The 21126-nt window shown below is 72.7% G+C and carries 15 protein-coding genes; 12 read left to right on the plus strand and 3 right to left on the minus strand.

The annotated features are described in order from the left end of the window. Window positions 1-7 precede the first annotated feature (7 nt). From ACZ5AJ_RS00235 to ACZ5AJ_RS00255, 5 genes are all read left to right on the plus strand, one after another. Window positions 8-604, plus strand: a complete 597-nt coding sequence (locus tag ACZ5AJ_RS00235) for a riboflavin synthase (RefSeq protein WP_464136115.1) — start codon at window positions 8-10, stop codon at window positions 602-604. Beyond that, entirely contained in the window at window positions 601-2064 is a 1464-nt protein-coding gene (gene ribA / locus ACZ5AJ_RS00240) for a GTP cyclohydrolase II (RefSeq protein WP_464136116.1), read from the plus strand. The genes ACZ5AJ_RS00235 and ribA overlap by 4 nt, the downstream gene beginning before the upstream one ends. After that, a complete protein-coding gene (ribH, locus tag ACZ5AJ_RS00245; protein ID WP_464136117.1) occupies window positions 2061-2564 on the plus strand; it encodes a 6,7-dimethyl-8-ribityllumazine synthase in 504 nt (167 codons plus the stop codon). The genes ribA and ribH overlap by 4 nt, the downstream gene beginning before the upstream one ends. Before the next feature lie 122 nt (window positions 2565-2686). After that, window positions 2687-3049, plus strand: a complete 363-nt coding sequence (locus ACZ5AJ_RS00250) for a YidH family protein (RefSeq protein WP_464136118.1) — start codon at window positions 2687-2689, stop codon at window positions 3047-3049. Continuing rightward, window positions 3046-3456 (plus strand): DUF202 domain-containing protein, encoded by a 411-nt coding sequence (locus ACZ5AJ_RS00255; RefSeq protein WP_464136119.1) that lies wholly within the window; start codon window positions 3046-3048, stop codon window positions 3454-3456. The genes ACZ5AJ_RS00250 and ACZ5AJ_RS00255 overlap by 4 nt, the downstream gene beginning before the upstream one ends. Before the next feature lie 122 nt (window positions 3457-3578). On the opposite strand, the gene ACZ5AJ_RS00260 is transcribed toward ACZ5AJ_RS00255, so the two are convergent. Beyond that, window positions 3579-4964: an NAD(P)/FAD-dependent oxidoreductase gene (locus ACZ5AJ_RS00260; protein ID WP_464136120.1), complete on the minus strand. Its 1386-nt coding sequence runs from the start codon at window positions 4962-4964 to the stop codon at window positions 3579-3581. Between the two features lie 499 nt (window positions 4965-5463). On the opposite strand from ACZ5AJ_RS00260, the gene ACZ5AJ_RS00265 reads away from it, so the two are divergent. Next, entirely contained in the window at window positions 5464-8028 is a 2565-nt protein-coding gene (locus ACZ5AJ_RS00265; RefSeq protein ID WP_464136121.1) for a bifunctional metallophosphatase/5'-nucleotidase, read from the plus strand. 235 nt (window positions 8029-8263) lie between these two features. Here ACZ5AJ_RS00265 and ACZ5AJ_RS00270 read toward each other — a convergent pair whose 3' ends face one another. Continuing rightward, window positions 8264-9781, minus strand: coding sequence for a dihydrolipoyl dehydrogenase family protein (locus ACZ5AJ_RS00270; protein ID WP_464136122.1), 1518 nt, complete (start codon window positions 9779-9781; stop codon window positions 8264-8266). 189 nt (window positions 9782-9970) lie between these two features. On the opposite strand from ACZ5AJ_RS00270, the gene ACZ5AJ_RS00275 reads away from it, so the two are divergent. From ACZ5AJ_RS00275 to ACZ5AJ_RS00285, 3 genes are all read left to right on the plus strand, one after another. After that, window positions 9971-11167, plus strand: coding sequence for an exonuclease SbcCD subunit D (locus tag ACZ5AJ_RS00275; protein ID WP_464136123.1), 1197 nt, complete (start codon window positions 9971-9973; stop codon window positions 11165-11167). Continuing rightward, a complete protein-coding gene (locus ACZ5AJ_RS00280) occupies window positions 11164-14307 on the plus strand; it encodes an AAA family ATPase (protein WP_464136124.1) in 3144 nt (1047 codons plus the stop codon). The genes ACZ5AJ_RS00275 and ACZ5AJ_RS00280 overlap by 4 nt, the downstream gene beginning before the upstream one ends. 157 nt (window positions 14308-14464) lie before the next feature. Next, window positions 14465-15445, plus strand: a complete 981-nt coding sequence (locus tag ACZ5AJ_RS00285) for a beta-ketoacyl-ACP synthase III (RefSeq protein ID WP_464136125.1) — start codon at window positions 14465-14467, stop codon at window positions 15443-15445. On the opposite strand, the gene ACZ5AJ_RS00290 is transcribed toward ACZ5AJ_RS00285, so the two are convergent. Beyond that, the gene (locus ACZ5AJ_RS00290; RefSeq protein ID WP_464136126.1) at window positions 15424-16047 is read right to left on the minus strand and encodes a VanZ family protein; all 624 of its coding nucleotides are present in this window, start codon (window positions 16045-16047) and stop codon (window positions 15424-15426) included. The two genes, ACZ5AJ_RS00285 and ACZ5AJ_RS00290, sit on opposite strands and share 22 nt — an antisense overlap. Window positions 16048-16251: 204 nt before the next feature. On the opposite strand from ACZ5AJ_RS00290, the gene ACZ5AJ_RS00295 reads away from it, so the two are divergent. From ACZ5AJ_RS00295 to ACZ5AJ_RS00305, 3 genes are read left to right on the plus strand one after another with little or no spacing between them, the layout of a single operon-like run. Beyond that, on the plus strand, window positions 16252-16761 hold the full coding sequence (locus ACZ5AJ_RS00295; protein ID WP_464136127.1) for a DUF456 domain-containing protein: 510 nt from the start codon (window positions 16252-16254) through the stop codon (window positions 16759-16761). After that, a complete protein-coding gene (locus ACZ5AJ_RS00300; RefSeq protein ID WP_464136128.1) occupies window positions 16758-18896 on the plus strand; it encodes an ABC transporter ATP-binding protein in 2139 nt (712 codons plus the stop codon). Before ACZ5AJ_RS00295 ends, ACZ5AJ_RS00300 begins: the two co-directional genes overlap by 4 nt. Continuing rightward, window positions 18893-20842, plus strand: coding sequence for an ABC transporter ATP-binding protein (locus ACZ5AJ_RS00305; protein ID WP_464136129.1), 1950 nt, complete (start codon window positions 18893-18895; stop codon window positions 20840-20842). The genes ACZ5AJ_RS00300 and ACZ5AJ_RS00305 overlap by 4 nt, the downstream gene beginning before the upstream one ends. The last annotated feature ends 284 nt before the right edge of the window (window positions 20843-21126 follow it).

Genomic DNA, 21126 nt, shown 5'->3' on the forward strand with positions numbered 1-21126 from the left:
AGACCCCATGTTCACCGGCATCGTCGAGGAGATCGGAACCCTCGAGAGCATCACCCCGCGGCCCGGCGGAGAGGCGCGTCTGCTCGTGCGCGGCCCGATCGCCGCGTCGGACGCGCACCTCGGCGACTCGATCGCCGTGGACGGCGTGTGCCTGACCGTCGTCGAGCTCGGCGAGGACGGCACCTTCGCCGTCGACGCCGTCCCCGAGACCCTGCGCCGCACCGCGCTCGGCCGCCGCACGCCCGGCAGCCCCGTCAACCTCGAGCGCGCCCTGCGAGCCGACGCCCGGCTCGGCGGCCACATCGTCCAGGGGCACGTCGACGGCGTCGGCACCCTGCGCTCCCGCACGGGATCCGGCCGCTGGGAGGACCTCGTGATCGCGCATGACCGCCGCCTCGCTCCGCTGATCGCCGAGAAGGGCGCGATCACCGTCTCCGGGGTGTCGCTGACGGTCACCGACGTGTCCGACGACACCTTCGGCATCTCCCTGATCCCCGCGACGCTCGAGGCCACGACGCTGGGTGCGCTCCAGGTCGGCGACGAGGTCAACCTGGAGGTCGACGTCCTCGCCCGCTATGTCGCACGGCTGCAGGAGCAGCGATGACGACCCCGACGACGTCGATCGAGGCGGCGCTCGAGCAGCTGCGCACGGGACGCCCGGTCCTCGTGGCCGACGACGCCGACCGGGAGAACGAGGTCGACGCGATCCTCGCCGCCGAGCTCGCGACCCCGCGCTGGGTCGGATGGGCGGTCCGGCACAGCTCCGGCTACCTGTGCGCGCCGATGCCGGATGACCTCGCGGACCGTCTCGCCCTGCCGCTCATGGTCCCGCGCACCCAGGACAGCCTGCGCACCGCCTACACGATCAGCGTCGACGCGACCGAGGGTGTCACCACCGGCATCTCCGCGACGGATCGTGCCCGCACCCTGCGAGTCCTCGCCGATCCCGCCGCCCGTCCCGTCGACCTGATCCGCCCCGGGCACGTGATCCCGCTGCGAGCCGTCGCGGGAGGGGTCCGTGCCAGGGCCGGCCACACGGAGGCCGCCGTGGACCTGTGCCGCGCCGCGGGTCTCGCACCGGTCGGGATGATCGGCGAGCTCGTCCGCGACGACGGCGAGGTCATGCGCCTGTCCGAAGCGCGTGCGCTCGCCGACGCCGAGGGCCTCGTCGTGATCACGATCGCGGACCTGCGCTCCTGGCTGGAGGCGCGGGCCGACGACGCCTCTGCAGCGGGGGACCGCGGGACGGCAGGCGCGGTGGCCGCAGCCGGCGCGGGTGCGGCAGAGTCGTCGGCCGATCGCGTCGAGCACCTGGTCAGCGCCCGGATGCCCACCCGGCACGGGGAGCTCGTGATCCACGGATACCGCGACCTGCGCACCGGAGCCGAGCACGTGGCCCTCGTCGCCGCGGGAGAGGCGCCCGCTGGGTCGTCGGCCGTGCTCGTGCGCATCCATTCCGAGTGCCTGACCGGGGAGGCGTTCGGCTCCGCGCGCTGCGAATGCGGTCCGCAGCTGGATGCGGCGCTCGCGCGCGTCGCCGAGTCCGGGGGAGCGGTGGTCTACCTGCGGGGGCACGAGGGGCGCGGCATCGGCCTGCTCGAGAAGCTCGCCGCCTATGACCTCCAGGATCGCGGGCGCGACACCCTCGAGGCGAACCTCGACCTCGGCTGGCCCGGCGACCTGCGCGAGTACGGGGCCGCCGCGGCGATCCTGCGGGACCTCGGCATCGACCGCGTCGCGCTGCTCACCAACAACCCCGACAAGGCCGAGGCTCTGGCTGCGCACGGGATCCTCGTCGAGGAGCGGGTCGGGCTCGTCGTCGGCCGCACCGCGGAGAACCTCGACTACCTGCGCACGAAGGCGCACTCGATGGGGCATCTGATCCCGTCGGAGGCGCTCGAGGACGTCGACCCCGCCGCGGTGGACCCACCCGCGGTGGACCCTGCCGCGGTGGACTCCGCGGCCGCCCCCGGAGCCACCGGGCCCATCGAACTGATCGAACCCGCTGACCCCACCGAATCCATCGACCCCACCGAACCCACCACCGAGAGGACCCCGTCATGAGCGGAGCCGGAGCGCCCACCATCCACACCGACGGCAGCGACCTGAGGGTCGCCGTCGTCGCCGCCAGCTGGCATGACGTCGTCATGGACGGCCTGATCGCCGGAGCCCGCCGCGCACTCGACGCAGCCGGCGTCACCCGCATCGACCTCGTGCGCGTGCCCGGCTCCTTCGAGCTGCCGATCGGCGCGCTCCATGCTGCCGAGAGGGCCGACGCGGTGGTCGCGCTCGGCTGCGTGATCCGTGGCGGCACACCGCACTTCGACTACGTCTGCCAGGCCGCGACCCAAGGGCTGCTGGACGTCTCCCTGCGCACCGGCAAGCCCGTCGGCTTCGGCCTGCTGACCTGCGACACCGAGCAGCAGGCGCTCGATCGGGCGGGCCTGGAGGGCTCGGTCGAGGACAAGGGCGCCGAGGCCGTCGAGGCCGCGATCGCGACCGTGCAGGCCGTGCGCGGGATCCGGAGGTCGGCCGACGGCGCACGACCGCGCACCGGCTTCTGAGCCGGGTCGTCGGCCGCGGACGGCGAGCGTCGGCCGTGGCCGACAATCCCGACCGGACTGCTCGAATCTGAGTGAACGCGCATCACAGCGCCGCGCAGTGAGCGGGATGCCATGATTGAACCGTGACCTCACGACGACGCTTCCCGGCCTCCGTCTACCGCGACGGGGACGAGCCGGACCCCCGTTTCAGCCTCGCCAACGAGCGCACCTTCCTCGCCTGGCTGCGCACCTCGCTGGCGATGTACGCCGGTGCCTTCGCTCTCGTGGCGCTCGCTCTGCCCGTCGCCGAGGGATGGCGGATGGCCTCGGCGATCGTCTTCCTGGTCCTGGGGACCCTGTGCGCCGTGCAGGCCTGGATCGGATGGAAGGCCACGGAGCGCTCCCTGCGCCGCGGGACGCCGCTGCCCGGCCCGGCGATCGGGGCGATCATCGTGATCGGCGTGGTGATCGCTGCGGCGCTCGTGGCGATCGGGGTCTACGCGTGAGCGACCGCGACGGGGCGAGCGACCCCGAGAGCGACAGGGCGAGCGACCCCGAGCACGTCCGTCTGGACGAGCGCGGGGTCTACGATCCGGGGCTGCAGCCCGAGCGGACGCTGCTGGCGTGGCGTCGGACCTGCCTGTCCTTCGGCGTCGCATCCCTGGTCGCCATGCGATTCGTGCTCGAGCCGCTCGGGATCGTGGCGGTGATCGTCGGGGTGCTCGGCGCGGGACTGGCCGTGCTGTCGTACGCCCTGACCGCGCTCGGCTATCGGCGGGCGACCGTCTCGCTGCGCACCGAGGGCAGGCTCGGCCGGGACGGTCTGCCGATCGTGCTCGCGACCGCCGCCGTGCTGGTCGTCGGCGCGATGTGCACGGTGCTCGTCGTCGTGGGACTGTCGCTGCCCGGTTGATGCCGACGGCGCGGGGCAGGTGCGGGGCCCGCACGGAGCCGGTGCGGCGCCCGCGCGGAGCCGGTGCGGCGCCTGCCGGGACGATGTGCCGCCTGCTGGGCCGGTGGCCGGAGGGCGGGCTGTCAGGCCTGGTGGTCGCGACCGAACTTGCGGTGCGGGGCCTGCTGCTCGAAGATCCGTGCCGCCTTGAGGGAGTCGACCTCGCCCACCACCGGATTGGGCTGATGGGTGGCGCGAGTCCCCGTGTAGAGGCTCAGCAGGTTCATCGAGACCGCCCGCTGGTTGCGGTGCCCCAGCAGCTTGGCGACGTGCACGCCCAGCCAGGCGAACCAGCCGACGGTGCCGTTCAGGCCGATCGAGCCGGTGACCGGGAGGTCGGGCAGCTCGGCGATCGCCGCGCGGCGGCCGATGGTGGCCATCGTGCCGAGGTTCTTGTACTGGAAGGGCTTGCGGGCCCGGCCGCGGACGTCGGCGTCGATGGCGCGGGCCACGGCCTGGCCGCCCTGGATGGCGGGCTGGGCGAGCTGGGGGAGCTCATCGTCCTGCGCGGCGATGTCGCCCGCGGCGAAGACCCCCGGGAAGCCCTTGACCTGGAGATCGTCCTCGACGGCGATGCGGCCCCGCTTGGTCTGCGGCAGGCCCCACTCCTTGACGATGTCGGCGATGCCGACCCCCGCCGCCCAGATGGTGATGTCCGATTCGAGGACCGAGTCGTCGTCGAGGACCACATGGTCGTAGCCGACGGACTTCACGCCATGGCCCAGGCACAGCTCCACACCGCGGTCCTCGAGCTCGGAGGCCGCATACTCGCGGAACTCCTCGCGGAACTCCTTGATCAGCTCCCTGCCGCGCTGGACGAGGGTGATGCGCAGGGTGCCCGGATCCATCTCGGGGTAGAGGATGTCCAGCTCCTGGGCGCGGAAGTCCGCCAGAGCCCCCGCGATCTCGACGCCCGTCGGCCCGCCGCCGACGATCGAGACGTGCAGCCGGTCGGAGCGGTCGGCCACGCGGCTGGCGCGCTCGAGCTCCGAGAACACGCGGTCGCGGATGGCCAGCGCCTGCGAGCGCGTGTACATCGGCATCGCGTGCTCCTCGGCACCCGGGGTGCCGAAGTAGGTGGTGGTGGCGCCGTTGGCGAGCACCAGGTAGTCATACTCGAGCTCCTCGTTGCCGATCTGGCCCTCGTCGAGGGTGACGACCTTGCGCTCGGGATCGATGCCGACGACCTCGCCCTGGCGGTAGCGCATGTTCGGGACCTTGAGCGACAGGCCGCGCAGGAACATCGTGACGTCGCCCGGGTTCAGACCGGCCGTCGCCACCTGGTACAGCAGCGGCTGGAACGTCTTGTAGACGTTGCGGTCGATGAGGGTGACGCGCACGCGGGTGTCGCGCAGACCGAGCACGGCGTTCGCGCCGGCGAAGCCGCCGCCGATGATGATCACGTGGGGCCAGCTCGCCCCGTCCTTGGCCGGGACGGTGGGTCGGCGGGCGATGAACGGCATCACCATGGAGAGCTCCTTCGGGATGACGCCGGGCGTCGACCCGGGGTCGCCGAGTCGGGCGGGGCCCGTCGTCGGGTGGGGAGAGGTCTGTCGGGCGGCGCGGCCTCCCAGCGCGGGAGCCGCGCGAAGAGGTCTCGTCAGAAGTCGGTGTCGATCGTAACCGCCCCCGCCCTCCGCCCTCACCACCGCAGGCATGTTCGTGAGCGACGAGACGAAGGTCCCGGGCCGCCCTTTCAGTCAAGAGTCGGCAAAACAGGAACGCGAAGGTGGTCAAGAGGGGTGCGCGGACCTGGGAGCACGGTGAATAGTCGGTGACAGTCCGCGGAAAGGGCGGGGAGCCTGCTCGCCCTCCGCGCCAGTCTGCGGTGCACTGCTGCTGGTGAGCTCCGGGCCGCACCGCGGGGCATCGCAGGCTCGCAGCATCCGTCGTCCCGCCGTCCTCCCTCCGCTGCTCCCCGGCCGGCCCCACCGGTCGCAGCATCCCTCCCGTCCCCAGGAGACGCCCATGCCCCAGGTCCCCGCCCGCACCGGCCATCGTGCCCTCCCTTGCGGCGCTGCTCGTCGTGCCGTCGTCGGCCTCGGAGCCGCCGCCCTCGCCCTCGGCTCCGCCGCCGTCCTGCCGCTCGCCGCCGAGGCCGCCGAGCCCGGGGACCAGGTCCAGCTGCTGACCTTCAACGACTTCCACGGCGCGCTCAGCGCGGCCGACGGCTTCGCCTGCACCGTCGTCACCGCCGAGGCCGCCAACCCCAGCACGGTGCTGCTGTCCGCGGGAGACAGCGTCGGCGGCTCCGAGTTCTCCTCGGCGCTGCTGGACGACGAACCCACCCTGGAGTACCTCAACGCCCTCGGCGTGTCCGCCTCGGCGATCGGCAACCACGAGTACGACAAGGGCGTCGACGACCTCACCGGTCGCATCGAGCCCCTCGCGGACTTCCCCTACCTCGCCGCCAACGTGTACGACACGGCGACGGGGGAGCGGGTCCACACCCCGTACACGATCGTCGACGCCGGAGATGTGCGGGTCGCCGTCGTCGGCGCCGTCACCACCAAGACCGTCGGCAAGGTCAGCCCCGCCGCGATCGAGGGCCTCGAGTTCCGCGACCCCGTCGACTCCGTCAACCAGGCGATCTCCGAGCTCGACGCCTCCGGCGAGGAGTACGACGTGCTCGTGGCGTCCTACCACGAGGGTGCGAGCGGCGACGCGTCGGCCGTCGGCGAGGCGCCCGCGAACAGCGACCCGATCTTCGACCGGATCGTCACCGAGACCTCCGCGGAGGCCGACGCGATCTTCAACGGCGACTCCCATCAGCTGTACGCGTACGATGCGCCGGTCCCCGGCCAGGACGGCGAGGTCCGTCCGATCGTGCAGACCGGCTCGAGCGGCGAGCACCTCGGCTCGGTGACCCTCGAGCTCGGCGACGACGGCGACTGGGACGTCGCCGACGGCGGCACCCAGCTGCTGGAGACCTCCTCCGCCGATCTCGACGCCTGCGCCTCCGACCCGACCTACGTCGCGGCCAGCACCATCGCCTCCGACGCCATCGCCGAGGCCGCCGTCGAGGCCGACAACCCCGTCGGCACCATCTCCGCGGACATCACCACCGCCTGGGCGGCCGACCGGGCCGCGTACGTCGACGGCGTGTGGACCGCGACGGGCGCCACCGGCGGCGCCGACATCAAGGGCGACGACCGCTCCAGCTTCTCCGCGGCCGGCAACATGCTCGCCGACTCCATGGCGTGGTTCCTCGAGGACCGCGGCGGCTACGAGGACCAGGAGGTCATCGGCTGGATGAACCCCGGCGGCATCCGCTCCGAGTTCTGGTACGCCGACGACTCCGGCGAGGGCGACGGCGTGGTCACCTACGGCGAGGCCAACAACGTGGTCCGCTTCGGCAACACCCTGAACACCGGCGAGGTCACCGGAGCCCAGTTCGTCCAGATGCTCGAGGAGCAGTGGCAGCGCGACGCCTCCGGGGCGGCCACCAGCGAGTTCTACGCCTTCGGGGTCTCCGACAACGTCACCTACACCTACGATCCCAGCGCCGAGATGGACTCCCATGTCATCGACGTGCGGATCGGCGGCGAGCCGATCGACCTCGACGCCACCTACACGGTCGTCGCCGCGAGCTTCCTGTTCGAGGGCGGCGACAACATGCACACCCTCGCCCAGGCCACGAACATCCAGGACACGGGCGTGATCGACCGCGACGCCCTCTCCGGCTACTTCCAGGCCGAGGAGAACGCCGATCTCGCGCCGAGCTTCGCGCAGCGCCAGCTCGGGCTCGAGATCGTCCAGGGCGGCGAGTACGACGAGGAGGCGGGCGTCGACACCGATCCGGTGCTGCGCCTGAGCAACCTCGACTCCCTCAGCCTCGGCGCCCCGCAGATCGCCTCGGTGACCGTCGACGCCGGTGACTTCGGCAGCTTCAGCGCCGACTACCAGGAGGACCCCGAGACGGGCGAGCGCTACGCCGACGTCACCCTCACCGACTGGCTGTGCGTGCCCGAGGGCACCGAGGTCCCGATCACCGTCACCGCGATCCCGGACACCGGCACCGCCGTCACCGTCGACATCCCGTCCTTCACCTGGACCTCCGGTGCCGCGCCCGAGTCCTGCGCCGCGGGCGGCGACGACGGCTCCGATGATGACGGCACGGATGATGGCACGGACGGCGGGTCCGACGAGGGCGGGTCCGACGACGGGGCCACGGATGATGGCACGGATCCCGGCGCCGACGACGGAAGCACGGACGACGGCGCGGACGGCGGCGCTGATCCGGGCGCCGATGTCGACGGCACGGATGACGGCTCCGCTGACGGCACCGACGACGGAGCTTCGGCAGGGTCGGACGACGAGGTCGACGTCACCGTCCCGGTCGACGACGACCAGGACGGCAGCACGTCCGGCGGCAGCACGTCCGGCGGCGCTTCCGAGGACAGCGCCCCTGCGGTCCGGGACGACCTCGCCCGCACCGGTGCTCCCATCGGGTTCATGGTGGTCGGTGTGGCGGCACTGGTCGGTGCCGGCGCCTGCGCACTCGGCATCGGTCGTCGCCTCGACCGACGCTGATCCGCTGAGGAGCCCTTGAGGGAGCTCCCGGAGCATCTCCCGGGATCGTCTGCAGATCGCCTGCAGATCCCGTGATGGACGCCGGACGTCCCGTGACCCGGTGGTCGCGGGGCGTCCGGCGTCCGGCGTACTGCGTCCGATGCGGGTGAGCGGAGACGAGCGGAGATGAGGCCGGCGGGTCAGCGGCGGCGGCGGATCGGCGACGGCGGCGGATCGGCGACGGGCCGACGGCAGGTCAGTGGCGGTGGCGGGAGGGAGAGCCGTGCCGCAGCTCCCGCGGCAGCTCCTCGAGCAGCCGCAGCCACAGCTCCGAGGCCGCGGGATAGCTGGGCACGGCATGCCGCAGCACATGCACCGGGATGCGGCCGACGATCGCGACCGTCCCCGCATGGATCAGCTCCCCGGCATCCGGGCCGACGAACGTCGCCCCCAGCAGCTGTCCGGACGCCGCGTCCACGACGATGCCGGCAGTGCCGTCGGCATCGTCCCTCAGCAGGGACGTGCCGGCGGCGCTCGCATAGGGCACCTCTGCCGTCACCGGGTCGTATCCGGCGTCGGCCGCCTGCGCCGTCGTCATCCCGACCGAGGCGACCTGCGGGTCGGTGAAGATCACCTGCGGCACCGGGACCAGATCGGGAACGGACTCGGGCTGCTCGCCGAGGGCCTCGGCGCGGATCCTCGCCCCGGCGACCCGCGCACGGTACTTGCCCCAGTGGGTCAGCGGAGCCTGGCCGCTCGCATCGCCGACGACATGCACATCCTCCGGCAGGCGTCCCGCATCGACGGCGTCGGCCGTCAGCCCGGCGTCCTCCAGACGGGGCCGCCGTCCGGTGGCGACGAGGATCTCGTCGGCCGTGATGTCGCGGATCCCGTCGTCGGAGGAGACCTGCACCGACACCGGACCACCGTGGATCCGGCCGATGCCGGAGTCGCGGGCGGCGGGCCGCGTCGCGGAGACGACCCGTGCGCCCAGCTCGATCTCCACCCCCGCGCGGCGAAGGGCCTCGCGCACATGGCGGCCGGCGAACGGCTCCGCGTCGCGCAGCAGACGGTCGCCGCGCACCAACATCCTCACCCGCGACCCCAGCGCATTCATCCAGGTGGCGGCCTCGACCGCGACCACGCCGCCGCCGACGATCAGGAGCGATCCGGGGATCTCCCGCACGCCCGTCGCATCGCGTGAGGTCCACGGGTGGATAGCCTGCAGCGCCGGCGGGACCGTCGGCACCGATCCCGTGGCCACCACGACCGCGTGCCGGGCCCGCAGCCGCCGCGGTGCCCCAGCGGGTCCCGGGGCGCTCGCCGGAGGGTCGACGATCACCTCGCGCTCGCCGACGACGCGGCCATGCCCGCGCACCACCGTGATGCCGGCGCCCTCGGCCCACTGCGCCTGTCCGGAGTCGTCGTAGTGCGAGACCCAGTCATCGCGTCGGGCGAGGAGGCCGGGCGGGTCGATGCTCGGGCTCGCGATCCCGCCGAGATGGGCGGCGGCGCCCGCGACGTCGATCGGCCGGAGCATCGCCTTGGACGGCATGCAGGCCCAGTACGAGCACTCGCCGCCCATCCGCTCGGTCTCGACGATCGCCGCTGTCAGCTCAGTCCCCTCGATCGCGTACTGCGCCGCGTTCTCGCCGACGGGACCGCCGCCGATCACGACGACGTCGAAGGTCTCCGTCCCGGGGGCGGTCAGGTCCGCGGGGTGGTCGCTCGGGTCTCCTGGGAGGTCGCTCGGGTCCTGCGTCTGTGCAGCCATGACCGTCACGCTACGCCTGCGCTCCGGCACCGTCGACGGTCATGCACATCCGTGCTCTTCCCCAGTCATCCGTCTCCACCCGCTCGTGCGCAGGAGGCCCTCCTCGGGCTGCTCCTCCCCATTGCCGACGCGTCCACATCGGGGCCGCGTCGGCTCCGGGCGTCGGGGCGGATGCATAGAGTCGTCGGCATGAAGATCCTGCACACCTCGGACTGGCATCTGGGGCGCACCCTGCACGGCGAGGACCTCCACGAGCACCAGGTCGCGTTCCATGAGTGGCTGATCGAGCTCGTGGGCGAACGCGGCGTCGACGTCGTCGTGATCCCCGGCGACGTGTACGACCGGGCTGTGCCGCCGACGGCGTCCGTCGAGCTGCTGGGGCGCACCCTCGCGCGCCTCGCGGATCTGACCACGGTGGTCCTCACCCCCGGCAACCACGACTCGGCGACGCGGCTCGGCTTCGGGCGCGAGCTCATGCGCGCGGGCGTGCATCTGATGACGGATCTCGCCGGCATCGACCATCCCGTCATCGTCGAGGACGAGCACGGGGAGGTGCTCTTCTTCGGGCTGCCCTACCTCGAGCCCGACATCGCGCGGCATGCAGCCATCCTCCGAGAGTCAGAGTCAGAGTCCGAGTCCGGGGTCGACGGCGCGCCGGCGCCGCTCGAGCGCAGCCACGAGGCGGTCACCGCGGCGGCCCTCGCCCGGGTGCGCCGCCGTGCCGCGGAGCATCCCGGTGCCCGCACCGTCGTGCTCGCCCACACCTTCGTCACCGGCGGCGAGCCCAGCGATTCCGAGCGCGACCTCTCCGTCGGCGGCGTGGACTCGGTCCCCGCGGGCGTGCTCGACGGCATCGACTACCTGGCCCTCGGCCACCTGCACGGATGCCAGGACCTCAGCAGCGCCGTCGGTGCCCCCGCCTGGTACTCCGGCTCGCCCCTGGCCTTCTCCTTCTCCGAGAGGAACCAGCGCAAGTCCGTGCTCCTCGTGGACCTCGCAGCACCCGGTGACGTGACCGTGGAGAGGATCGCCGCGCCCGTGCCGAGGCGGCTGACCGAGCTGAGAGGGACCCTCGACCAGGTGCTCGATCAGTCCGAGCAGCACGCGGAGGACTGGGTGAAGGTGACGATCACCGATCCCGCGCGTCCGCCCCATCTGCAGGAGCGACTGCGAGCGGTGTATCCGCACCTGCTGCTGACCGGCTACGAGCCCGAGGGGCGCGATCGCACGGAGCTCTCCCCGGAGGTGCGTCGCGAGTCCGATCCGCTCGAGGTGATGGACGAGTTCCTCGCCTACGTCACGGGCGCCGACCCCACCGATGCCGAGCACCAGGTCCTCGACGATGCATATGCTGCCGTCCGCAGCAGCCGCCAGGAGGCGATGTGAAGCTCCACCACCTGCGACTGCGCGGCATCGGCCCCTTCGGCGGCGAGGCCGACATCGACCTCGCGAGCCTCGGCGCGAGCGGCATGTTCCTGCTCGAGGGACCGACCGGATCGGGCAAGTCCACCATCCTCGACGCGATCGTCTTCGCGCTGTACGGGAAGGTCGCCGGCACCGCCTCCCATGACGACCGCATCCGCTCCCAGTTCGCCCCCGCCATGGAGCCCAGCGTCGTGGACCTCGTCTTCGAGACCGGTGCCGGGATCTTCCGGGTGCGCCGCGAGCCCTCCTTCGAGCGTCCTCGGCGTCGCCGCTCCGCCGACGGGACGACCGGGACCACCAAGCAGCAGGCCAAGGCCATCCTCTGGCGGATCACCGCCCCGGATCTGATCCCCGCCGCGATCGCCGACGCGGCCGGCGAGGGCGGTGGCGTGGAACCGATCGCCACGAGGCTCGACGAGGTGGGGCGCGAGATCCATCGCGCCATCGGACTCACCCGCGAGCAGTTCACGCAGACCGTGCTGCTGCCCCAGAACGAGTTCGCCCGCTTCCTCCGGGCGGGGACCACCGAGCGCCAGCAGGTCCTCCAGCGGGTCTTCGGCACCCAGATCTACGAGGACGTGGAGAAGCAGCTCGAGGAGATGCGCAAGCAGGCCAAGCGGGAGGTCGACGCCGCCCACGGCACCCTCGCCACCGCTGTCGCCCGCTTCGTCGAGGCCGCCGACGTCGACGACGAGCAGCGCGAGCTCCTCGACGAGCATGCCCGAGCCCTCCGCCTCGACGACCTCACCGCCGAGGTCCAGGAGCGCCTGACCGTCGTGAAGGCCGCCGCCGACGCCGCCGCCGACGCCGCCGCGAAGGCCACCGCCAGCGAGACCGCCGCACGTGCCGCGGTGGAGACCGCCCGCACGGCCTGCACCCTCATCGACCGGCGCCGGAAGCTCGACGCCCTCGCCGCCCGCCTCGCCCAGGAGGCGCCCGCCCACCGGGACGCGCAGAAGGCTCTCGCCCGCGACGAGGCCGCCCGACCCGTCGCCGCCGCCCTCGCCCGCCTCGACGCCGCCCGCACCGCCGTGGACGAAGCGGAGCGCGCGCTCGCCGAGACCGCTGAGCAGGCCCGCGATCAGCATGCCGACCTGGTCGAGCTGCTGGAGTCGTCGCCGGCCGGGGCTGCGTCATCGGCGGCGGATCCGGGCACCGCTCTCGCCGCAGCGGCGGAGGAGTCCACCACGGCGGCTGGCGCCCTCAACGACCTCGTCTCGGTCGAGAAGAGCCTCGAGGCACGGGCGGAGGAGCTCGCACGCCGACGCACCGCACTGAAGGCTGCCGAGACGGCGCTCGCCGAGCTCCAGGCGCAGATCGCGAAGCGTCCCGCACAGCGCGAGGATCTCGTCCGCGCCCGCGACGCCGCCCTCGAGGCGGCGACCGCCCTCTCGGATGCGCGCCTCGCAGAGCAGGCCGCCGCAGCCCGTCTCCAGGCCGCCCAGGGCGCCGTCCGCCAGGACGGCGTCGTCGAGAAGGCCGCGTCGGCTCTCCGCAGAGCGACCGACGCCGCCCGTGCCGCCGCCGAGACCGAGACCGAGCTGCGCCGACGCCGATACGCCGGCATCGCCGCCGAGCTCGCCGGGGGCCTCGAGGAGATGCAGCCCTGCCCTGTCTGCGGCTCGACCGAGCATCCCGACCCTGCGCAGCCCACGGACGATGCCGTCGACGCCCAGCAGGTCGAGACCGCCGAGACCGCGCGTCAGAGCGCCGATGCCCGCCTCGCCGCAGCCCAGCAGGAGCATGCCCTCGCGGCGAAGGAGCTCACGAGGCTCCGCGAGGCCGCCGAAGGCCTCGACGCCGCAGCGGCCGCCGCCGCTCTCGAGCAGGCTGAGGCCGCGGTCCGCACAGCCCGCGAGGCCGGAGAACGGGCCACCGCGCTCGACACGGAGATCGCCGCCCACGACCGGCAGGACCGGGAGCTCGCCGAGCGCCGCGAAGCCGACTCCCTCGCCCTGCGCGGAGAGACCGCATCCCTCGCCGAGGCCGACGCCGCGCTCGCCACCGACCGCGAGCGCGTGGCAGCCGGCCGCGGGGACGCCGCCTCCGTCGCCGAGCGCCGCAGCGGCCACCGCGCCCGCGCCCGGGCCGCCACCGCCCTGCGCGAGAGCCTGCGCACCGCACGGGACGCCGCCCGCCGTGCCTCCGAGCTGGCCGACGAGTCCGCTCAGGCCCGAGAGTCCGCCAACGCACGCCTGTCCGCCGAAGGACTCGGCGAGGGCCTGACCGACGCCGACGAGATCCGCGCCGCGGTCCTCGCCGACGATGCCCGCAGCACCCTCGTCGGCCGCGTCCGGCAGCGGGCGATCGAGGAGTCCCGGCTCGCCGACGGCTTCGCCGAGGAGGGCATCGCCGACGTCGACCCCTCCGACGACGCCCGGGAGAAGGCCGAGACCGAGCTGCGCGAGCGCACCGAGGCCCTGCAGACCGCCCAGCTCGCAGCCCGCGACGCCTCCGGGACGGCCGCCCGCGCCACCGGAGCCCTCGAGCGCGGCACCGCCGCACGCGATGCCCTCACCCGCACCTGCCGGACCGTCGAGGGAGTCAGCGCGAAGGCCGGGGTCGTCGTGCGCGTCGCCGACCTCGCCACCGGGCGCAGCAGCGACGGCGACCGGATCCCGCTGTCGACCTTCGTGCTCATGCGCAGGTTCGAGGACGTCATCGTCGCCGCCAACGCGCGCCTCGCCCTGTTCTCCAGCTCCGACCTCGAGCTCCGGCGCGACACCTCTTCCCGCGGCGCCCGCAAGACCGGTCTCGACCTGCAGGTCATCGACCACCGCTCCGACGCCAGCCGCGTCCCCGAGACCCTCTCCGGGGGAGAGACCTTCATCGTCTCCCTCGCCCTCGCGCTGGGCCTCGCCGACATCGTCACCGGAGAAGCCGGGGGAGTGCAGCTCGAGACCCTGTTCATCGACGAGGGCTTCGGATCCCTCGACCCCGAGTCCCTCGACCGGGTGATCGGTGAGATCGGCCAGCTCGCCCAGCACGGCCGCACCATCGGCCTGGTCAGCCACGTCGGCGAGCTCAAGCAGCAGATCGCCGAGCAGATCCATGTGCGCCGGCAGAGCGACGGCAGCTCCACCCTCACCGTGACCGCGTGAGGGACGGGCCGGCGGGACCTGCAGCAGCATCCGCACGCGACCGGGGACCGGACGACGACGCAGGTGACGATGTAGGTTGGGACGCCGGAGAGGTGCTCCTTCCAGCGGATGGGCAGGAGACACAGCACCCCGTATCGTCCCAGGCCAGGAGCATCGCATGACCGCATCGTCCCGTCCCGTCGCCCCGCCCGCCCCTCGGGCGGGCTCCCGGATCATCGGGACCGGCCACCATCGCCCCGACCGGATCATGACCAACCATGACCTCGAGCAGATGGTCGAGACCAGCGACGAATGGATCCGGCAGCGCACCGGCATCGAGTCCCGCCGCATCGCCCCCGACGACCAGGACGTCGCCGACCTCGCCGCCCTGGCCGGCCGCGCCGCCATCGCCGACGCCGGCATCGACCCCGCCGAGATCACCCAGGTGATCGTCGCGACCTGCTCCAACTACGAGCGCTCCCCGAGCGCCGCCGGCCGCGTCGCCCAGCTGCTGGACCTGCCCGGCCCCGCCGCCTTCGACGTCGGCGCCGCCTGCTCCGGATTCGAGCATGCGCTCGCCGTCGCCGACATGTCCCTGCGCACCGGCACCTCCACCGCGACGCTCGTGATCGGTGCCGAGAAGCTCTCCGCGGTCACCGACTACACCGACCGCAGCACCTGCATCCTCACCGCCGACGGCGCCGGTGCGATGGTCCTCGTCCCCAGCGACGAGCCCGGGATCTCGCCGGTCGTCTGGGGGACGGTCCCCGAGCTCGCCGACGCCGTCACCATCGGCGGCGAGGGCCCCGCCTTCTCCCAGCAGGGACGTCGGGTCCTCGGATGGGCGCTGCGCGAGGCGCCCGGGCTGTGCGCCGACATCGTCGAGGCCGCGGGCCTGACCATGGAGGACATCGACGTGTTCGTGCCCCATCAGGCGAACCTGCGCATGATCGAACCGCTCGCCGCATCCCTCGGCCTGCGGGAGGACGCGATCGTCGCGGACGACATCATCACCTCCGGCAACACCTCGGCGGCGACCATCCCCCTGGCGATCTCCCGGATGCGCGAGGCGGGACGGATCCCCTCCGGGGCGACCGCGCTGCTGGTCGGATTCGGCGGCGGGTTCTCCTGGGCCGGTCAGGTCGTGCGGCTGCCCTGAGCCGGGCCGCGGTCGAACAGCGGCACCCCGAGGCGCACCAGCAGCGGAGCGCACAGCGCCCCCACCCAGGCGCCCAGCGTGTTCGTGATCAGGTCCTCGACGTCGGCGATCCGCACCCCGCACGGGTACAGGCCGAACGCCCCCGTGTACTGGGTGACCTCGATCAGCGCCGAGAGCAGCATCGCCGTGGCCACCGTGGTCGTGGTGTCCCGGCGGAACACGCCGCGCAGGATCAGACCCAGCGGCACGAACAGCAGCACGTTCAGGACGACCTGCATCATCGCGAAGCTCGTGAGGACATCCCGCCAGGCCAGTCCGCCGCGCCGCAGCCCGAGCAGCTCGGCGGCGGTGTGGAAGGGATCCAGCCGGGCCACTCCTCCCACCCGGTTGCGGCAGGTCACCGCGATGTCGTAGGCGGGGGCGATCGTCAGCCCCGCGAGCGCCATCGTGTACACGCAGATCGCGGCGATGCCGAGCAGCCGCCACGGATGCACGCGCCCGAACCTCCGGCGCTGCAGCCAGATCGCCGGCAGCAGGATCACGGCGAACAGCCCCAGGCCGCCCGCCGACCCGACCACCAGCAGCCGCAGGAACTCGCTCACGCTCGCACGGTACGGTCCCCGGCCCCCGCGGCGCCATGCCTGACGGTCCTCATCACACGTCCCGCCCGATTTCCGCACCGGTACGATGGACAGGGTTGCCCGACGGGTTCGCCGTCATCAGCGCGCGCCATCCCGTGAACGGTCACGCGACGCCCTCGGACCCGCCGCTTCCCGACCTGCCCGCACCTGCGCCCCGGAGGACCCGTGGACTCCCTGACCGTCCAGATCATCGTGACGGTGCTCGCCGCCCTCGCCTACATCGTCGGCCTGACCGGCATCATCGTGCCCGTCCTGCCCGGCACCATCACGATCGTGATCGCGACCCTGGTGTGGGCGATCGTCATCGGCGGCTGGCCGGCATGGATCGCCTTCGCGATCGTCCTCGTCCTCGGCGCCATCGGCATGACCTGCAGCTATGTGCTCACCGGGCGTCGGCTCAAAGAGGCCGAGGTGCCCATGTGGCCGGTGCTCGTGGGCATCGCCTCCGGAATCGTCGGCATCTTCGTCATCCCCTTCCTCGGACTGCCGATCGGCTTCCTCATCGGCCTGTACGTCGCCGAGTCCCTGCGTCTGAAGGACTGGAGGAAGGGCCTGGACAACGCCTGGATCGCGATCAAGGCGCTCGGTCTCGGCATCATCATCGAGTTCTCCCTCGCCATGCTCTCCACCATCACCTTCGCCATCGCCGTCGTCGTCCACTTCGTGACCGCATGACCCCCTCCTCCCTCTCCTCGTCCCGTCCGTCCGCCGCCCAGCCCGATCCGTCGACCCAGCCCGATCCGTCGACCCAGCCCGATCCGTCGGCCGGCCAGCCCGATCCGTCGACCGGTCGTCCGTCGGCCGCCGAGAACCTCGCCGCCCCGCATCCCTCCGTCCTCGTGCCCGGCCTCAAGCGCCTGCTGCGCGGGTCGTGGGAGATGCGCACCTGGTTCGTGCTCGCGGTGCTCGGCGCCGTCGCCTTCGCGCTGCTGCAGATCGCCACGTCCTCGGTGATCGGCGCGGTCACGGAGGACGTGGTCATCCCGTCCTTCGCCTCCGGGGAGCCGGTGCTCGCGACCGTCGTCGGCGGCGGACTCGCGATCCTCGGCATCGCCGTCGCGCGTGCGGTGACCGTCATGGCCCGGCGCGTGTTCGCCGCCGCCGCGCAGTTCGACCTGTTCCGTCTCTACCGGGAGCGTCTCGCCGCGGTCTACGCGAAGGTGCCGCTGCTGTGGCATCGCCGCCAGTCCACCGGCACGCTGCTCAGCTCGATGTACTCCGACGTCGAGGCGACGTTCTTCGCGATGGCACCGTTCCCCTTCGCGCTCGCCACGATCGTGATGCTCGTGTACGCGACCGTCGTCGTCGCCCGCATCGACCCGGTGATCCTGCTGGTCATGGTGGCCCTCATCGCGCTGCTGATCCTCCTGAACGTCATGCTGCAGCGGTTCGCGACCCCGATCGCCGTGCGCTCCCAGCAGCTGCGCGCCGAGGTCTCCGAGATCGCCCACGAGTCCTTCGACGGCGCGAACGTCGTGAAGTCGCTCGGTCGCGAGGACGTCGAGGAGCAGCGATTCTCCCGAGCGGCCGACGACCTGCGCACCGCCGGCATCCGCTTCGGCTACGTGCGCGGATGGTTCGACCCCGCCCTGGACGCACTGCCGAACCTCGGCATCCTCGCGGTCGCCGTGCTCGGCGCCTGGCGGATCGGCGAGGGCCATCTGACCACCGGGCAGCTCGTCGAGGTGTCCTACCTGTTCACGCTGATGGCGCTGCCCATCCGCTCCTTCGGCTGGGTGCTCGGGGACCTCTCGCGCACCGTCGTCGGCGGCGGACGCGTCCAGCAGATCCTCGACGTCCAGGAGGAGCGCACCTACGGCCAGGATCCGCTGCCCGACGGGCCCGGCGTGCTGCGCTTCGAGGACGTCACCCACGTCTACCGCGACGACCCCGACGAGGTGATCCTGGGCCGCGGCGCGGGATCGCGCGCGGCGGGCGCGCATGTGCGGGAGAGCAGGGCCCTCAGCGACGTCAGCCTCGTCGCCGACCCCGCGGCGGGCACCCGCGTGCTCGCCGTGGTCGGCGCCACCGGGTCCGGCAAGTCCACCCTCGCCCTGCTCGCCGCCCGGCTCATGGACCCGACATCCGGATCCGTCGGCCTCGACGGCGCGGACCTGCGCACCCTCACCGCCGATGCGCTCACCGCCGACGTCGCGCTCGTCCTCCAGCAGGCCTTCGTCTTCGACGACACCGTCCGCGAGAACATCACCCTCGGCGAGGACATCGACGAGGACACCATCCGGTGGGCGCTCCGGATCGCCCAGGCCGACGGCTTCGTCGACGCCCTCCCCGGCGGTCTCGACGCCGAGCTGGGGGAGCGCGGCGGCTCCCTCTCCGGCGGCCAGCGCCAGCGCATCGCCCTCGCCCGGGCGCTCGCCCGTCGGCCCCGACTGCTGATCCTCGACGACGCGACCAGCGCCTGCGACCCCAGCGTCGAGCTCGCCATCCTCGACGGGATCCGCCGCGAGATGACCGACTCGACGCTGCTGCTGATCGCCTACCGCAAGTCCACGATCTCCCTCGCCGACCAGGTCGTCTTCCTCGACCACGGCCGCGTCGTCGACCAGGGGACCCACGCCCGGCTGCGCGAGGAGTGCGAGGGCTACCGGGCGCTCGTCGACGCATACGACGAAGCCGCCATCGCCCACGATCTGCTCGAGTCCAGCTCACCCCAGCCCAGCGACGGGCCAGACCCCGCCGTCGCCGTCCCCGCGGCCCGCCGCCGCAGCGAGGACGACGCCGCGCGCCAGCACGAGGTGCGCCGCGACCTGCGGCGATCCGTGCGCGATGGAGAGGAGGACGAACGATGACCGCCACCCCCGAGAAGGCGTCGTCGGCCGCCCGTCCGTCGGCTACCCGTCCTTCGGCCGCAGGCTCGTCGGCCCCTCGCTCCTCCGCACTCGGCACGGAGACCGGGTCCGACGAGTCCGCGCTGACCACCATCCGCCGCGGGCTCGCCCTCACCCCTGGGGCCATGACCGGCATCGGCGTCACCCTGCTGCTCGCCGTCATCGCGACCGCCGGCAAGGTCGTCGTGCCGATCGCCGTGCAGGCCATCCTGGACCGCGGCATCATCGCCCCCGCCGCTCCCGACGTGCGCTTCGTCGCCGGTGCCGCCGGTCTCGCCGCGCTCGTGCTCGTGGCCACCGCGACCTGCAACGTGCTGATGAACCGTCGGCTGTTCCGCCTGGCCGAGACCTCCCTCGCGACGCTGCGCAAGCGCGCCTTCCGTCACATCCACGACCTCTCCCTGCTCACCCAGGGCACCGAGCAGCGCGGCGCCCTCGTCTCCCGCGTGACCAGCGACGTCGACACCGTCAGCCAGTTCATGAGCTTCGGCGGCATCATGCTCGTGGTGATGAGCATGCAGCTCGTCCTCGCCACCGGCGTGATGGCCGTCTACTCGTGGCCGCTCGCCGTGGTCGTGTGGATCTGCTACCTGCCGATCCTGCTGATCATGGGCAGCCTGCAGAAGCTCATCCGACGACGGTTCCAGCAGGTGCGCGCCGCCGTCGGCCGCATGCTCGGTGCAGTGTCCGAGTCGCTCGTCGGCGCCGCCACCGTCCGCGCCTACGGCGTCGAGGACCGCACCCGGCGCGACCAGGTCGGGCGTGTCCGCGAGGTCCGTGACGCCCAGTTCTCGGTCCTCAAGCCGCAGTCCGCCTCCTTCTTCCTCTCCGAGACGGCCGACGGCCTCGCCACCGCCGTCGTGGTCGTCGTCGGCGTCGTGCTCGGCACCGGGATGCTCGGTGTCGACCTGCCGGGCGCGGACCTCTCCGCCGGCGGCGTCGTCGCCTTCGTCTTCCTCGTCTCCCTGTTCAGCCAGCCCGTGCGCATGGGCATCGAGATGCTCTCCGAAGCCCAGAACGCGGTCGCCGGATGGAGGCGGGTGCTCGGCGTGCTCGACACCCCGGCCGACGTCGCCGATCCGGCCGGCGGCATGGACCCCCACACCGGTGACCGGCTCCCGGCCGTCCCCGGCGCCCGCGCGCTCCCCGACGGCCTGCTCGACATCGAGATCGAGGACCTGCGCTACTCCTACCCCTCCGGCCCCGAGGTCCTGCACGGGATCACCGTCAGCCTGCCCGCCCGGTCGCGCGTCGCGATCGTCGGCGAGACCGGCAGCGGCAAGACCACCTTCGCCAAGCTGCTCACCCGCATGATGGACCCCGACTCCGGCACCCTCCGCATCGGCGGCGTGCCGCTGCCCCTCATCACCTACTCCTCGCTGCGCTCCCGCGTGATCATGGTGCCGCAGGAAGGGTTCCTCTTCGACACCACCGTCGCCGGCAACCTCCTGTACGGACGCCCCGACGCCACCGAGTCCGACATGCGCCGCGCCCTCGAGGAGCTCGGCCTCGGCACCTGGATCGACGACCTCCCCGACGGGCTCGACACCCCCGTCGGCCAGCGCGGCGAGTCCCTCAGCGCCGGCGAGCGACAGCTCGTCGCCCTCGCCCGCGCCTACCTCGCCGACCCCGACATCATCGTCCTCGACGAGGCCACCAGCGCCGTCGACCCCGCCGCCGACGTCCGCCTCCAGCAGGCCATCGACGGCCTCTCCCGCGGACGCACCACCATCACGATCGCCCACCGCCTCTCCACCGCCGAGCGCGCCGACCGCATCCTCGTCCTCGCCGACGGCGACCTCGTCGAGAACGGCACCCACGCCGAACTGGTCGACATCGAGGACGGCATCTACGCGGGCCTCCACCGCTCCTGGATCGCCCACCGCGAATCCCGCGCCCGCACCTGAGCCTCCCGTCGGCGTCCCCGGGGGATCCTGGGGCGTCTCGTGGCGTTTCGGGGCGTCTCGTGGCGTCCTGCGGCGTCCCGGGGCGTCCCGGGAGCGTTTCCGCCGCTTCTACCGGGGGCAGTGTCCGTTTACCGCCGCTTCCACCGGGGCAGTGTCCGTTTACCGCCGCTTGAACGCCGTTCAAACGGTGGTAGACGGACACTGCTCCCTTGTCCGGGGCCGCTGTCCCGCTGTCCGGGACCTCGGGACCCTGAGCGGACGGCTGGGACGGCTGGGAGACGTCT

This window comes from Brachybacterium zhongshanense (assembly GCF_055385755.1).

Coding starts and splice junctions, on each gene's coding strand:
- ACZ5AJ_RS00235 (WP_464136115.1), top strand. CDS start 8: ATGTTCACCGGCATCGTCGAGGAGATCGGAACCCTCGAGAGCATCACC.
- ribA (WP_464136116.1), top strand. CDS start 601: ATGACGACCCCGACGACGTCGATCGAGGCGGCGCTCGAGCAGCTGCGC.
- ribH (WP_464136117.1), top strand. CDS start 2,061: ATGAGCGGAGCCGGAGCGCCCACCATCCACACCGACGGCAGCGACCTG.
- ACZ5AJ_RS00260 (WP_464136120.1), bottom strand. CDS start 4,964: ATGGTGATGCCGTTCATCGCCCGCCGACCCACCGTCCCGGCCAAGGAC.
- ACZ5AJ_RS00265 (WP_464136121.1), top strand. CDS start 5,464: ATGCCCCAGGTCCCCGCCCGCACCGGCCATCGTGCCCTCCCTTGCGGC.
- ACZ5AJ_RS00270 (WP_464136122.1), bottom strand. CDS start 9,781: ATGGCTGCACAGACGCAGGACCCGAGCGACCTCCCAGGAGACCCGAGC.
- ACZ5AJ_RS00275 (WP_464136123.1), top strand. CDS start 9,971: ATGAAGATCCTGCACACCTCGGACTGGCATCTGGGGCGCACCCTGCAC.
- ACZ5AJ_RS00285 (WP_464136125.1), top strand. CDS start 14,465: ATGACCGCATCGTCCCGTCCCGTCGCCCCGCCCGCCCCTCGGGCGGGC.
- ACZ5AJ_RS00300 (WP_464136128.1), top strand. CDS start 16,758: ATGACCCCCTCCTCCCTCTCCTCGTCCCGTCCGTCCGCCGCCCAGCCC.
- ACZ5AJ_RS00305 (WP_464136129.1), top strand. CDS start 18,893: ATGACCGCCACCCCCGAGAAGGCGTCGTCGGCCGCCCGTCCGTCGGCT.